Raw genomic sequence first — 13,402 nt, forward strand, 5'->3', positions numbered from 1 at the left:
CGAGATTATCCAGGACGTCTCGTGGGCTCGGAGATGTGTATAAGAGACAGCTACCCTCCCCTGCCTCAAAACCGCGCTACCCCTCCCCGCAGGATCTTCGGGTTAGGAAGGTTGATGTTCGGGCTTCAGCGGGGCGTACAGAGGCTCTCAGAGGGCAAGCGGCCCGGAGGGTCGCGTGGCAGTTTAGGGGGTGGGGTAGCGCGAGAGGGTGGCTCGTAGTTGCTCGCGGTAGTGCCGGTTTTGGTTGACGAGTCGGTTGCGTTCCTGGTCGGACTTGGCGAGTTTTTTCTCGGCGGTTTGGGCGCGAGTCATGGCCTCGTCCCGTTGTTTTCGCACCTGGGCTAGCTCTTGGCTCAACTCGTCTACCTGGGCTTGTAAGTGACTCGATGAGGTGGCCGCATCGAGGGCACTGCTGGGGCGCTACCTGCTAACTCACGGACCCAGTTTATTTCAGCCCGACCCCCCGAGCTGGCGCTCATGTATGCAAGAGGTGTGTCCCACTTTCTCAGATTCGACTCAGGGAGTCTTCAGGATTCTCGGGAAGGGTGATTCGCGGGGTCCTCGTCATCCCCGAGTCCGCAGGACCGGGGGGGTGGCGTGTGTGGTTGGTTGGTGCACGTGGAGTTTGAGTTCAAGGCGTCGGCGTTCCGGCGCGGGTGTTGCGCGGAGAACATCGAGGCAGCATGGCGCCAGTGGCTCACGGACTTCATTGAAGGTGATCATCCGGTGAATGTTGTCCGGTTGGGTTTTGACCGGGTGGGGCGACTATTAGAGGTCGGTGCGCATACGCTGGATGATGGAGACAAGGTGATCGTGTTCCATGCGATGCCTGCACGTAAGCGGTACACCGATGCGATCTGAGAGGAGGTCCGCAATGACAGACACAGACAAGAGCGCCCACGATGAGGCGATTGCTGATGACTTCGAGCGAGGATGGTCGAGTGAACGTATCGCGGCTTCCCAACGCGCGTGGGGTCCTGCGATGCCTGATGGACTGCCGGTGTGGCTGAACAGGCAGCTGGCCGAACGAGCTCATGCTGAGGGGCGCAGCGAGCCGAGGATCATCCAAGAAGCCCTCACTCGCTACCTCGCAGCCTGAGATAGCTGCCGCGTCGCTCCTACGGAAGAATCCCCCTGGGAGGCCCCGGAATTATCTGACTTGGCTTCGTGGCGCATCTTGCCTATCGAAGAGGGGCTGTCTGGGGGCAGAGCGCACCACACGCAATAATGTAAACACAATTCGGGAGTTTCGTTTGAGGAGGGCACGATGAGCGAGGAGTACGGAACTGTAGGCGGTGTGCCAGTCTCCGAGGATGACATTGCGGCGATGGTGGCGAACGCGGAAGCCGGGTTCCCTGGCGTGACGATGCGGCGGGCTCGCCCTGGGCGTCCGTCGATGGGAGAGGGGCCGTCTCGCACGGTCGCGGTGCGGCTGGACCCGCAGTTGGACGCGGCCCTAACAGCTCGGCAACGCGAGAGCGGGCAGACGACCTCGGAGCTCATCCGCGCCGCCCTCATTGCCTACCTCCCTGCCGCCTGTCCTGTTCCTGGGGGTGGCCGAGGCCACCCCCAGGAACAGGACAGGCGGCAGGGATAACTAGGCGCAGAACCTCTAGAATGGAGGCCAAGTATAGATCTCAAGAATTCCCGGAGCTTACTTACTCAAAGGAGAAGAGCTTCTTTCAGCCTGCCTGACATCTTCCTCATGCAAGTTTTTGGGCAGCGGCTCGTATGAGTAAACATAGCCCGTACCAGAAGCGTCATTCGGGGAAGGTTTAAAATTTGTGTTTTTCTGGCGTGAAACCTCACCGCGAGGCCCACTGGACACGGGGGTGCTGGGAGAAATTGCGTAGGGGTTAGGCTTCCCGGGGTTAGCCAAGGAAAATGTCACCCATTTAGGGCACCGAGTAATGCCTTCACAGTAGGCTGTTTGAACTCCCCACATCTCCTTTCCATTTCCAATTGGCACAGTGACCTTACTAGTACTCCCCTTAGGCTTGTAACTGTAAGTACGAGTGTGATCGAGGATCGCCACTAACCTAACCTTCTGCTGCTTCTCCAGCCTGCAGGTGATTGCCTGACATTTATACTTCCCTGCCCACGTAAAGAAAACCCTCGATGTACCCTCCGCTTTCATCGAAGTTGAGCCTGACAGTGCCACAATTGCCCGCAGGTTATCAATCTTATGCTTGGTCCATATCTTATCCCAACCGAAACCCTTATCTGATGTGACGTCGTAGAATCCCCTTCGCAGCGGTATTGAAGGAAGTACGAAGCTTCGGGTTATAAGTTCTCTGTATCACTTGGCTTGAAGGATACCCAGATGGCGGCGGCGCGGCGGATGAAGTTGATGACCCTGCTGATACAATTACCATCGACGTCAGCAAAGCAGCTATACAACATGAGCTAAATCTTTTCATTGGATAGATTCCTATCCTCTAGGTTTTACAAGACACTCCACGGGAAATTACAGATGAACTTTATGTCTCCACGCGATGCTTACATTTATTACTTTAAATACCACCTCCAGATCTCATCCGAACTACGCAACATGGTACTGGGCCTTTGGGTCAGCGATCCATTAGATATAGTTCAAGTAGTGTACAGAACTGAAGCCAGTAGCCTCCCACGTGGCATAGCTCGGTACGAGCCAATGGAGGACTGGGGTGGCAAGGTTCCGAATCCGCCAAAACTAGAGACTATGGATCCAGATTCTATTGTAAGAGTGTTCAGTCACATTGACACTGCAAACAGCGCTATTTACCATATGGCAATGATGCTCGCTATAGATATTCGCGAACCCAGCGATATACAAGTAATAGATAATGGAATCGGGTGGATCGGAGAGCCTATAGATGTACTTCCTGACAGATATAAGGTTCCCTTGGGGTAAAAGGTGCGCCTGTGGGGGGAAGCAAGAGCCTAAAGGCAACAATCTTGGGCGTCCTCGCCATGGCCTGTGGCCCCGGCAGACCCCTATCGGCAACGTCCCGACCCCAGACGCGGCCCTAACAGCGCGCCAGACGACCTCGGAGCTCATTCGGGATGCTCTTAGCGCCTATCTCGCTGCCTAATTCTGTGCCGACTGGATCTGGTCACGAAGGGCGTGCTGGGAGGGCGTCAATAGTGACTCAGGAATCCGGGTGACCTTGAGGGCTTCCAGGGCCTCGCGGTCGTCGTCGCTGATGTGGGTCTGCATGTGGTTGCGTCCGGCTGTCGTAGCAAGTCGGGATTGGCTCACGACGGTGCCGACCTCACCGCACACGGGGCACTCCCACCGCACGCCGGGGCCGGAGGGCAGGACCACAGTGTCGAGAACTTTTCCGTTCAGGAACTCACGACGAAGTTGGGCCCATTCACGAGCCCACGCTTTCTTTTGCTCGCCGTAGCTCATCACTCGAACCCCGGAAGCATCGGGCCGCGCGCGGCCTCCTCTGCTTCTCGGGCACGCTCTTTCCGGGCACGGAACGCGCGCTGTCTGACGGTGTCGACGTGGAGGCAAAAGTGCTTTGCTGTTTCGGCCCATGAGTGTCCACCCTCGTCGTGATAGGCGCGGATCGCTTCTCGCTCGGCGGCTTTGTCGGCAAGCCACTGCTCACGGGATTGCGAGGTCCAGCGCTGGGCGGTGCGTACGGAAGCTCCAGCTCGTCGTGCGGCTTCCTTGGCAGTAAGGGTTCCGCGACTGACGCGCTCGTCGGGAAGAATGGTCATGTCAGGTTCTCCCATCGTGATCGTGCCGCTGCGTGGCGCACTTCGTTGCCTTGTTTGCTGAGTGCTGTCTGGCGGGCGCGGAAGGTTTGGCGGGTCGTGTGGCGCCAGGTCCAGCGGGCGATAGATCGGGCGAGGTGGGTCACTTCGGCGTAAGTGAGAGGTCCTCGGGGGAAGTCGTTGGCAATGACAGTTTCGTTGCGTTGCCAGGCGTAGGCGAACACATCCGTTTCCCAAGTTCCTTGTGGGCCGTCCCAGTGCTTCGGATGGCGCGGTAAGCCCAATGTCTTGTGAGGTCAAACAGCGCGACACTGCGGCCTACAGCAGACTTGCTGAGGGTCTTGCGGAGGTTGTTGGGGCCAGTCAGCGCCCCGCTGTTCGAGCGTTTCATTGAGGAGTTGCGCGTGCTCGGCGCGCACGTCGAAACGGGCCAGTTCGGCGCCATGATGGATGTGGAGCTCGTCAACGACGGCCCCGTCACCATCTGGATAGATTCCGACGAGCTGCGCTGAGACGCGTCGGCGTCAGGCGCTCACGATGCGCTTGCCGAAGGGGAAGCAGCTCACCGGAATCATCTTGAGGCTCACCACAGCGTTGGTGATGCCGACGATGGTGATCGCCTGACCGAAGGCGGCAACCACATGCACCAGCGCGAGCGCCCACCCCAGCAGGATGAACCAGATCACGTTGATGACCGTAGAGAACGCACCAGCGCTCGGCTTCCTCTCGACGCGCTTTCCGAACGGCCACAGCACATATGCGGCCATACGCATGAACGCCACTCCCACTGGAATGGTGACAATCAGCAGGCAGCTGGCAAGCCCCACCAAGAAATAGGCCAATGCCAGCCAGATTCCGCCGAACACGAGCCAGATGATGTTCAACACAGTACGCATGAGCGCCTCCTTACTCACTTCGAGCCTACCTGTTCGCGTGCGCCGATCCAGGCGGTCCTCGCTACAGTGGTGCGGTGACTTCCGCCCGACCCCACCGTGACATCGTGAGCTTCGTGCGCCGCAGTTCCCGCATGAACGATTCGCAGCGCAGCGCATTGGAGCGCCACGGCAGCGAGTTCATCGTCGACGTGCCTACCGGCGAGCTGGAGACGTCCATCGCCGACAGCGCCAGCGTCGACTGGGCCGCGACGTTTGGGCGCGAGGGCGAGCTCATCGTCGAAATCGGCTCCGGCACCGGCGACTCCCTCGTCCCCATGGCAGCCGGACGCCCGGAGGCAAACGTCGTCGCCTTCGAGGTGTTCGAGCGGGCAGTGGCGTCAACGGTGGGGCGGCTCGCCCGCGAACAGGTATCGAACGTGCGACTCGTGATGGCCGACGGCGCCCAGGGCCTCCGGCAATTGTTCGCCGACGGCTCCCTCACTGAGGTCTGGACGTTCTTCGCCGACCCCTGGCACAAGGCGCGTCACCACAAGCGGCGGCTGGTCTCGCGTCAGTTTGGCGACGTGGTCGCGGCCAAGCTGCGCCCTGGCGGGTGTTGGCGGCTGGCCACCGACTGGGAGGACTACGCGCTCTGGATGCGGGAACAGCTCGACGATCACCCGCTGCTGCGCAACGTGCACGACGGCTGGGCACCGCGGCTTGCTGAGCGCCCGGTCACGAAGTACGAGGCGCGCGGGCTCGCCGCCGGCCGCCAGGTGTTCGACCTCACGTACGAGCGCCGGCCATGAGGCTCCGCATCGACCTCGCCTACGACGGGCACGACTTCCACGGCTGGGCGGCGCAGCCCGGCCTGCGCACGGTGCAAGGCGAGCTCGAAACGTGGATTGGCAAGGTGCTTCGCGGCGCCGAGCCGTCGTCGCTCACCGTGGCCGGCCGCACCGACGCCGGCGTGCATGCCCGCGGGCAGGTGTGTCACCTCGACGTCGAACGCCCCTCCCCGACGATCTGCGACGACCTCCTCCGGCGTCTGCGCAAGGTGCTGCCCGACGACATCGTCGTGCGCAGCGTCTCGCCGGCGCCCGACGGGTTCGACGCGCGCTTCTCCGCCATCTGGCGCCGCTATTCCTACCGGGTGCTGCCCGCAGATCGGGTGCCCGACCCATTGCAGCGCGGCCACGTCGTCACGCTGCGGCACGGCGTCGACGTCGAGCTCCTGAACGACGCCGCCCCCCTGCTGCTCGGTCTGCGCGATTTCGCCCCGTTCTGCAAGCCTCGCGACGGCGCCACCACCATCCGCGAACTCCGCGAGCTGAGAGCCACCCAGCGCGAGGATAGCGTCGTCGAGATTCATCTGCTCGCCGACGCGTTTTGTCACTCGATGGTGCGCTCGCTGGTGGGCGCGCTACTGGCGGTGGCCGGCGGGGCTCGCGACGTGGCGTGGCTGGAGCGCGTCGCCGCTCACCCCGAGCGCCACAACGAGGTACTCGTGATGCCCGCGCACGGGTTGGTGCTGGAGGAGATCGGGTATCCGCCCGACGACGAGCTCGCCGCCCGCGCGGCCACAGCCCGCGCCGTTCGATCCCTCGAGGAGTCCTCATGAGTCACTATTTCGAGACCCCCGACGAGCCCCTCGTCACCCGCACCATTGACGCCACCATCTTTGGCAACGACCTCACGTTCACGACAGCACGCGGCGTGTTCTCGGGTACCCGGCTGGACCCAGGCACGAGTGTGCTGTTGCGCGAGGTGGCCCCGCCGTCGGAGGGCCACATTCTGGACCTGGGCTGCGGGTTTGGCCCGATCGCGGTGGGGTTGGCCGTCGCGTCGCCGAAGGTCACCGTCGAGGCGGTCGATGTGAATGCGCATGCCGTAGCGCTCACGAACATGAACGCGGAGGCGCACGGGGTGGCCGATCGGGTGCGGGCGGGAACGGATGCGGATGGCCCGTTCGACGAGATGTGGTCGAACCCGCCGATTCGCATCGGCAAGGAGGCCCTCCACGCGCTGCTGCTCACATGGCTGCCGAAGCTGCGCCCCGACGGCACGGCCTGGATGGTGGTGAGCAAGAATCTGGGCGGCGATTCGCTTGCCCGCTGGCTCACCGACGAGGGGTGGCCGACGGAGAAAGTGGCCTCTGCGAAGGGCTTCCGTGTACTTAGAACCACTTGGGCGGGGGAATATTCCGGCTAGGGTGGAGGTTGTAGCCAGTGAACGCTCCTCGAAAGGATATTGGCAATGACTTACGTTCTTCCTGACCTCGACTACGACTACGGCGCACTCGCCCCCCACATCGCCCCTGAGATCATGGAGCTGCACCACAGCAAGCACCATGCCACCTACGTCAAGGGCCTCAACACCGCGCTCGAGCAGCTCGCCGAGGCGCGCGAGAAGGGCGAGCTCGGCACCGTCAACAAGCTCGCCAAGGACGTCGCCTTCAACCTCGGTGGCCACGTGAACCACTCCGTGTTCTGGAAGAACATGTCTCCCGACGGTGGCGGTGAGCCCGAAGGTGCTCTCTCCGACGCCATCACCGAGGGCTTCGGCTCCTTCGAAGGCTTCAAGAAGCAGTTCAACGCCACAGCGCTCGGCATCCAGGGCTCCGGCTGGGCCATCCTCGCCCTCGACACCCTGGGCGGCCAGCTCCTCGTGCACCAGCTCTACGACCAGCAGGGCAACCTGCCGACATCGCAGGTGCCGCTGCTGCAGCTCGACATGTGGGAGCACGCCTTCTACCTGCAGTACAAGAACGTGAAGGCTGACTACGTCGACGCCTGGTGGAACGTCGTCAACTGGAACGACGTCGCCTCCCGCCTCGAGAAAGCCAAGAACGCGCAGGCTGCGCTCGCCTGATCCAGCCCTCGCGCGTGGGGTCGTCGCCACTTTGCGGCGGCCCCACTGCCGTGTCCGGAGCCAGCCTGCAACACCCCGGGCGGCGGCCCCACGACTCAGCGCCCGCCGACGAGCGCCTCGGCCTTCGCGCGCAGGTGGTCGGACAACCGCCAGGCGCCCGACGCCGCAGCGGCGAGCAGGGTGCGGGCGAGATGCTCGCCGCGGTCGGTGAACCAGCGAGCCACCGTGACCCCGTGCCCCGGGCGCGAGAGCACCTCGATCTCGTCCCCGGCCTGCACCGTGCCCGACTGGGCGACGTGCAGGTACACCCCCGGGAGGCCGCGCTCCTGAAAGCGGCGCACCCAGCCGTCGATGCCCATCCACTGCTGGAACGTGGCGCAGGGGGTCCGCACTGATGACACGGTGAACTCCGCTGTACCGATGCGCCAGCGTTCGCCGAACTCCGCGTCGTCGATCGCGATGCCTTCGGTGCGGAGGTTCTCGCCGAACGCGCCGGGCGGCAGTTCGCGGCCCAGCTCGCGCTCCCACCCGAGGATCGCCTCCTGCGAGTACGCGTAGACGGCCTTGTCGATGCCGCCGTGGTGTGCGCGGTCGCACTGCACGTCGGCGAACAGCCCGAGGTCGCGCACCGCCACCGGCCCGTCGACCGGCCGCTTGTCGATGCCGCTGACGCCGACGCGGCCCGAGACCGACGTCAACCCCGCGGCCACGCAGACCGCCGTCACCTTGCCGGCCATCAGACGTTCCTCTCGCCGTACACCCATTCGGGGACACGCTTGCCGGTCAGCCAAGCCCACCACACGATCGCCACGACGAACGGGGTCAGCGCAAGCCCCAGTGCCCAGCGCGTGCGGATGAAGACGGGCAGCTCTTCGGTGAGCGGCACGAAGTTGATCTCGCCTGCCTTGTTCGATGCGGACGACGCACAGGCGTCCAGCCACCTGCCGTCGACGCAGACCTTCACCCATGTGTGACCGCTCAGGAACCAGGGCCTGGAGAAGCCCCGCACTCGCGCGGCGTGCACGAGGCGCACGTCGAAGCCCAATCGTCGCAACACAAGCAGCAGCACCGTGTTGTATTGCGGGGAACGCCCGCGCCCGTGGCGAAGCGAAGTCGTGGGCGACTCCCACAGATGCCAGGCCGAATGCACCGGGAAGGCCTCGGCGACCGCGCGAACTGCTGCGTTCACCAGGTCGATGCCCTCCTCCCCGCCGGAGGCGGCCGCCTCCGCGATGGATTCGACGGTCTCCCCCCGCCCGGTCGGTGTCGGCGCGAAGGCAGCCACCGCGCCGACCGCCGCACCCACTACCCCAGCCACACCGAGCATTGCCGTGCGTTTACGCATACTTCCTCCTCGTGAATCCGCGCAGCGATCGGGCCGGAGCTTCGTCGGCCAGTCGCTCGTGGAGCGCCAACATCTGCTCGACGGTGCGCCGCCAGCTGTATTGCTCCGCTCGGGCTCTGGCCGCCTGCCGCAAGTCTGGGCCGAGGTTGGGCACCAACCGCTCGACGGCATCCGCCAGCGATTTCGGGTCCGGCGCCCCCCACGCGCCCGACGTCCCATCGACCAGCTCGTGCGCCCCACCGCGGTTCGACGTGACGACGGGGGTTCCTGAGGCAAGCGCTTCCAGCACCGCGAGCCCAAACGTCTCCGCCGGGCACACCGACAGCGAGATGTCCGCCGCCGCGTAGCGCTTGGCGAGTTCGTCGCGCCCATCCACGAACCCGTGGAAGAACACCGGCGCGTCGCCGGCGATCTCCTCAAGCTCAGCCTTGTCGGGCCCAGTGCCGTAGAGATCCAGCCGCACCGGCCTCCCCCGACGATGCAACTCCACTGCCGTCGCCACAGCGAGCTGCGGCGACTTCTCGTGGCTCAGCCTGCCCGCGTAGCAGAGTTTGAGCACGCCGTCGTCGGCGGGTGCGACCACCTCAGGGCGGAACGTCGCGAGGTCCACGCCCAGCGGCACCCGCTCAAGGTTGGCGCCGGTGTTCGAGAACTCTTCGGCGGCGAACTCGCTGGTGACCACGACTGCGTCGAACTCTTTCGCCAACCGACGGTTCATCGCACCCACGGCGGCCTCCACGCCGAACGAGCGCTTGATCCACATAGCGAGCATGTCGGAGAGCCGCTCGTGGCTGAACAGCACGGAACCCACCGCGCGCTTCTTCGCCCACCGGCCCGCCGGCGAGAGCGTCCACTTGTCCGACACCTCGATGGTGGTGGGACGGAACCTGTCCAGCACGTCGAGCGCGCGCCAAGGCTTCGAGATCATGCGGTACTGCTTCGTGATACGCGGCGACCGCACGAACACATGGATGCCGGATTCGTCCTCGACGATCTCGTCACGCTTGCCTGGAGAGACGAACACGCGCTCGTGGCCGGCCTCGATGTAGCCGCGTCCGAGCTGCTCGATGACCACCTTCATCCCGCCGGACGTCGGGCCGACGAAGTTAGCCATTTGCGCGATTCGCATGCCTACCAGTGTGCCACGCCTCGTCAGAGCGCAGGGGCGGATCAGGAGTCGCCCAGCAACGTCCTATCTGACAGCTGCGCGCCCTTCACTTCCGCGAACGTCTGAGCCAGCTGCTCAGGAGTGACCTGGCGCTTACGTTCCTCATCGACCTCCAACACGATATTGCCCTCGTGCATCATGATGAGCCTGTTGCCCAAGTCGATAGCCTGCTGCATGTTGTGCGTCACCATGAGCGCGGTGAGCCCGTGGTCGGCCACCATTTCCTTCGTGAGCCGGGTGATGAGCTCCGCTCTCGACGGGTCCAGCGCGGCCGTGTGCTCGTCGAGCAGCAGAATATCTGGGCGTTCGTGCGCGGCCATGAGCAGACTCAGCGCCTGCCGCTGCCCGCCCGACAGCATTCCCACGCGCATCGCTAGGCGGTTCTCCAAGCCGAGGTCGAGGCGTTCAAGCGCCTCACGGTATTGGGCGCGCTTGCGATTGGTGACCGCCATGGGGAGCCCTCGTCGCTGCCCCCTCGCGAAGGCGATAGCGAGGTTCTCCTCGATGGTCATGTGAGGCGCGGTGCCCGCCATCGGGTCTTGGAACACCCGCGCGACGTAGCGTGCCCGGCGATACTCCGACGTCTTCGTCACGTCACGACCCGCGACGTGGATGCTGCCGCCGTCGAGCTGGTAACGCCCAGAGATGCAGTTCAGGAGGGTCGATTTGCCGGCACCGTTCGAGCCGATGATGGTGACGAAATCGCCTTCATCGAGGACGAGAGAGAGCTCGTCGAGCGCCACCCGTTCGTTGACGGTACCGGGGAAGAACCGCTTGGTGATTCCACGAATATCCAGCATCACGCCACCTCCGCCTGGGCCTGGGCAGCGGCCCGGTAGCGTCGTCGTCGCCAAGCCTTCAACGGCGACAGCGACGGGATGGTGAGCGCCAGCACCACCAGCACCGCAGAGACCAGTTTCATGTCGTTGGGATCCAGGCCGGCTTGCAGCGCCAGCTGGATGATGCCTCGGTAGATCACGGATCCGAGCGCCGCCGCGAGCACGGACTGCCACACCGCCGTCATGCCGAAGATGGCCTGTCCGACGATCACCGACGCCAGGCCGGCGACGATGAGGCCGATGCCCATCTGGATGTCCGCGAACCCGTTGTACTGCGCCATGAACGAGCCGCACAGCGCAACGAGCCCATTCGACAGCGCCAGCCCGACGATCTTCATCTGCCCGGTGTTGATGCCCTGGGCGCGGGCCATGTCCTCGTTGTCGCCGGTTGCCCTCAGCGCGACGCCGTACTCGGTGCCGAGGAACAGGTACACCAGCACGCCGACGAGCGCCGCGATGGCCGCGAAGATCGCCACCGACACCCACGTGCCCAAGAGTCCGTGCTCGCGCAGCGGAGTCCACAACGTGTCAGCGCGCAGCAGCGGCACGTTGGCTTTGCCCATGATGCGCAGGTTGATGGAGTACAACGCGATCTGCGTCAGAATGCCGGCCAGGAGCGGGTTGATGTTCGCCCACACGTGCAGCCCGCCGGTGATGATGCCGGCGAGCACACCGACGACGAACGACGACAGCACGGCCCACGCGGGGTTGACGCCCGCGACGATCATCACGGCGCTCATCGCGGCACCCGTCGTGAACGAGCCATCGACGGTGAGGTCGGGGAAATCCAGCACGCGATACGTGAGATAGACGCCAATCGCCATGACGGCGTAGAGCAGGCCTATCTCTAATGCGACGATCACCAGTGTGCTCCTTGCGAGTAGGGCTTAGAACTGCTTCGCGGCGCGATCAACCACGGCCTTCGGCAGGTCGACACCTTGCGCGGCTGCGGCCTTCTGGTTGACGAACAGATCGAATTCTTTCTGCGTCTCGACGGCCAGCGTGCCGGGATCTGCGCCGTCAATGATCTTCACGGCAAGCGCCGCTGCGTCCTTACCCTGCTGGGTGTAGTTCACGCTGAGCCCGGCTGCCGCGCCGCGCTCCATCGTCGCCTCATCCGATGCGAAGACGGGGATGTGCTGCTGCTCGGCCACCTGCACGACCGACTCCGCCGCAGCCACCACGACGTTGTCCGTCGGGATGAGGAACGCGTCCACGTCGAGTGACTGCGCCGCCTGCTGCACCTCCGACGAGTTCGTCACCGTCTTGGTCACGAGCTCAATGCCAGTCGCCGACGCCGCCTCCTGCGTCGCCTTGACCTGCACCTCGGAGTTCACTTCGCCCGACGAGTAGACGATCCCCACCCGCTTGACCTCCGGCAGCACCTCTTTGATGAGTTCGATCTGCGCATCCATCGGGTTGAGATCGGACATGCCTGTCACGTTGGCGCCCGGCTTCTCCCAGCTATCGACGAGTTCCGCCGCGACGGGGTCCGTCACCGCCGCAAACACGATGGGCTTCTGCGCGATCGTCTGCGCCAGCGCCTGCGCCGAGGGGGTAGCGATGGCGTAGAACAGGTCGTCGTCGCTGCTCGCAAAAGCGTTCGCGATGTTGGTGAGCGTCGATTGGTCACCGTTCGCGTTCTGCACGTCGATCGTGAGGTTCTTACCTTCCTCGTACCCGGCTTCCTTGAGGCCTTCGATGAAGCCTTCCCGTGCCGCGTCGAGGGCGGGGTGGCTCACAATCTGTACGACGCCGACCTTGAGGCCGTCCTTGGCGTTCGAATCGCCGTCGCTCTCGCCACACGCGGTAAGCGTCATGCTCGCCGCGAGCACGCAGAGGGCCATCTTTCTCCACTGCATGAGTTCTCCTTGAATGGGACGCTGAAAACGAACTGTATCGGCCGCCGAAACCGACGGTCAGCGTTGTCCGAGGCTTAGACAGTCCGATCTGCCCGCTCGGTAACGCTCGTCGGGAACTCCACGCCCATGCGTTTGGCGGCCTCCGGGTTGATGGTGAGCTCCAGGTTCGTCTGAATCTCGACGGGTGTCTCCTGCGGCTTCTTCTCCTCCAGAATGCGCGCGATGGTACCGGCGGTCTGCACACCCTGCGCCTTGTAGTCGGTGGCGTAGGCCGCGCCCGCGCCGCGCTTGACACTGTCCGCGTCGGTGGAGAATACGAACCGCTGCTTGGATTCTGCCACCTGCAGCAGAGACTCGAGCGCGGAGACGACAGTGTTGTCATTGCCCACCCAGTACGCGTCCACGTCGAGCGACTCGGCTGCCTGCTGCACCTCGGAGGAGTTGATGATGGTGGCTTCCTGCACGCTGAGCCCGGCAGCCTCGGCAGCTTCCTTCGCAGCCTTGGCCTGCACTTCGGAGTTCACTTCGGACGACGAGTACACAATGCCGAGCCGTTCGATGCTCGGATCTATTTCACGCAGCACCTTGATCTGCTCGTCGGCGGGAATCTGATCCGACGTGCCCGTCACGTTGCCCCCGGGCTTGTCCATGGAATCGACGAGGCCCGCCGCGACGGGGTCCGTCACGGATGCGAACACGATGGGCTTATCCGCGATCACCTGCGCGAGCGCCTG

18 protein-coding genes and 1 pseudogene are annotated in these 13,402 nt (G+C 63.9%); 8 read left to right on the forward strand and 11 right to left on the reverse strand.

Going from position 1 to position 13,402, the window contains the following annotated elements; all coding sequences use genetic code 11:
• Positions 1-183: 183 nt before the first annotated feature.
• Positions 184-336 (reverse strand): hypothetical protein, encoded by a 153-nt coding sequence (locus tag Q0X61_RS10770; protein WP_297742556.1) that lies wholly within the window; start codon positions 334-336, stop codon positions 184-186.
• Between the two features lie 282 nt (positions 337-618).
• Here Q0X61_RS10770 and Q0X61_RS10775 point away from each other — a divergent pair, with 282 nt between their 5' ends.
• The 3 genes from Q0X61_RS10775 (at position 619) to Q0X61_RS10785 (ending at position 1,597) form a co-directional block, all read left to right on the forward strand.
• Positions 619-861: a hypothetical protein gene (locus tag Q0X61_RS10775; protein WP_297742534.1), complete on the forward strand. Its 243-nt coding sequence runs from the start codon at positions 619-621 to the stop codon at positions 859-861.
• A gap of 13 nt (positions 862-874) precedes the next feature.
• The gene (locus Q0X61_RS10780; protein ID WP_297742535.1) at positions 875-1,099 is read left to right on the forward strand and encodes a hypothetical protein; all 225 of its coding nucleotides are present in this window, start codon (positions 875-877) and stop codon (positions 1,097-1,099) included.
• 168 nt (positions 1,100-1,267) lie between these two features.
• Positions 1,268-1,597 carry a ribbon-helix-helix domain-containing protein gene (locus tag Q0X61_RS10785; RefSeq protein WP_297742536.1) on the forward strand — a complete coding sequence of 110 codons (330 nt, stop codon included), beginning with the start codon at positions 1,268-1,270 and terminating at the stop codon, positions 1,595-1,597.
• A gap of 1,473 nt (positions 1,598-3,070) precedes the next feature.
• Here the strand turns inward: Q0X61_RS10785 and Q0X61_RS10790 are convergent.
• Both Q0X61_RS10790 and Q0X61_RS10795 read right to left on the reverse strand, forming a co-directional pair.
• On the reverse strand, positions 3,071-3,394 hold the full coding sequence (locus Q0X61_RS10790) for a hypothetical protein (RefSeq protein ID WP_297742537.1): 324 nt from the start codon (positions 3,392-3,394) through the stop codon (positions 3,071-3,073).
• A complete protein-coding gene (locus tag Q0X61_RS10795; protein ID WP_297742538.1) occupies positions 3,394-3,711 on the reverse strand; it encodes a hypothetical protein in 318 nt (105 codons plus the stop codon). The genes Q0X61_RS10790 and Q0X61_RS10795 overlap by 1 nt, the downstream gene beginning before the upstream one ends.
• Before the next feature lie 353 nt (positions 3,712-4,064).
• Here Q0X61_RS10795 and Q0X61_RS10800 point away from each other — a divergent pair.
• Positions 4,065-4,220, forward strand: a pseudogene (locus Q0X61_RS10800) (D-aminoacyl-tRNA deacylase); the annotation flags it as partial.
• A gap of 12 nt (positions 4,221-4,232) precedes the next feature.
• Here the strand turns inward: Q0X61_RS10800 and Q0X61_RS10805 are convergent.
• Entirely contained in the window at positions 4,233-4,604 is a 372-nt protein-coding gene (locus Q0X61_RS10805; RefSeq protein WP_297742539.1) for a YccF domain-containing protein, read from the reverse strand.
• Between the two features lie 74 nt (positions 4,605-4,678).
• Between Q0X61_RS10805 and trmB the strand changes: the two genes are divergently transcribed.
• From trmB to Q0X61_RS10825, 4 genes are read left to right on the forward strand one after another with little or no spacing between them, the layout of a single operon-like run.
• Positions 4,679-5,392, forward strand: coding sequence for a tRNA (guanosine(46)-N7)-methyltransferase TrmB (gene trmB, locus Q0X61_RS10810; RefSeq protein WP_297742540.1), 714 nt, complete (start codon positions 4,679-4,681; stop codon positions 5,390-5,392).
• Positions 5,389-6,204 (forward strand): tRNA pseudouridine(38-40) synthase TruA, encoded by an 816-nt coding sequence (gene truA, locus Q0X61_RS10815; protein ID WP_297742541.1) that lies wholly within the window; start codon positions 5,389-5,391, stop codon positions 6,202-6,204. Before trmB ends, truA begins: the two co-directional genes overlap by 4 nt.
• Positions 6,201-6,794 carry a class I SAM-dependent methyltransferase gene (locus Q0X61_RS10820; RefSeq protein ID WP_297742542.1) on the forward strand — a complete coding sequence of 198 codons (594 nt, stop codon included), beginning with the start codon at positions 6,201-6,203 and terminating at the stop codon, positions 6,792-6,794. The genes truA and Q0X61_RS10820 overlap by 4 nt, the downstream gene beginning before the upstream one ends.
• Before the next feature lie 45 nt (positions 6,795-6,839).
• Entirely contained in the window at positions 6,840-7,454 is a 615-nt protein-coding gene (locus tag Q0X61_RS10825) for a superoxide dismutase (protein ID WP_297742543.1), read from the forward strand.
• A 95-nt stretch (positions 7,455-7,549) separates the two neighbouring features.
• Here Q0X61_RS10825 and Q0X61_RS10830 read toward each other — a convergent pair whose 3' ends face one another.
• The 7 genes from Q0X61_RS10830 to Q0X61_RS10860 all read right to left on the reverse strand — a co-directional run.
• On the reverse strand, positions 7,550-8,218 hold the full coding sequence (locus Q0X61_RS10830) for an MOSC domain-containing protein (RefSeq protein WP_297742544.1): 669 nt from the start codon (positions 8,216-8,218) through the stop codon (positions 7,550-7,552).
• On the reverse strand, positions 8,191-8,799 hold the full coding sequence (locus Q0X61_RS10835; protein WP_297742545.1) for a transglutaminase domain-containing protein: 609 nt from the start codon (positions 8,797-8,799) through the stop codon (positions 8,191-8,193). Before Q0X61_RS10835 ends, Q0X61_RS10830 begins: the two co-directional genes overlap by 28 nt.
• Positions 8,792-9,937 (reverse strand): glycosyltransferase, encoded by a 1,146-nt coding sequence (locus Q0X61_RS10840; RefSeq protein ID WP_367270741.1) that lies wholly within the window; start codon positions 9,935-9,937, stop codon positions 8,792-8,794. Before Q0X61_RS10840 ends, Q0X61_RS10835 begins: the two co-directional genes overlap by 8 nt.
• Before the next feature lie 32 nt (positions 9,938-9,969).
• Positions 9,970-10,767 carry an ABC transporter ATP-binding protein gene (locus Q0X61_RS10845; RefSeq protein ID WP_297742546.1) on the reverse strand — a complete coding sequence of 266 codons (798 nt, stop codon included), beginning with the start codon at positions 10,765-10,767 and terminating at the stop codon, positions 9,970-9,972.
• Entirely contained in the window at positions 10,767-11,669 is a 903-nt protein-coding gene (locus Q0X61_RS10850; protein ID WP_297742547.1) for an ABC transporter permease, read from the reverse strand. The genes Q0X61_RS10845 and Q0X61_RS10850 overlap by 1 nt, the downstream gene beginning before the upstream one ends.
• A gap of 24 nt (positions 11,670-11,693) precedes the next feature.
• A complete protein-coding gene (locus Q0X61_RS10855; RefSeq protein ID WP_297742552.1) occupies positions 11,694-12,668 on the reverse strand; it encodes an ABC transporter substrate-binding protein in 975 nt (324 codons plus the stop codon).
• Between the two features lie 74 nt (positions 12,669-12,742).
• On the reverse strand, positions 12,743-13,402 hold a 660-nt coding region (locus tag Q0X61_RS10860; RefSeq protein ID WP_297742554.1), incomplete at its 5' end, for an ABC transporter substrate-binding protein.

The organism is uncultured Tessaracoccus sp., from assembly GCF_947255005.1.
GTDB lineage: Bacteria > Actinomycetota > Actinomycetes > Propionibacteriales > Propionibacteriaceae > Arachnia.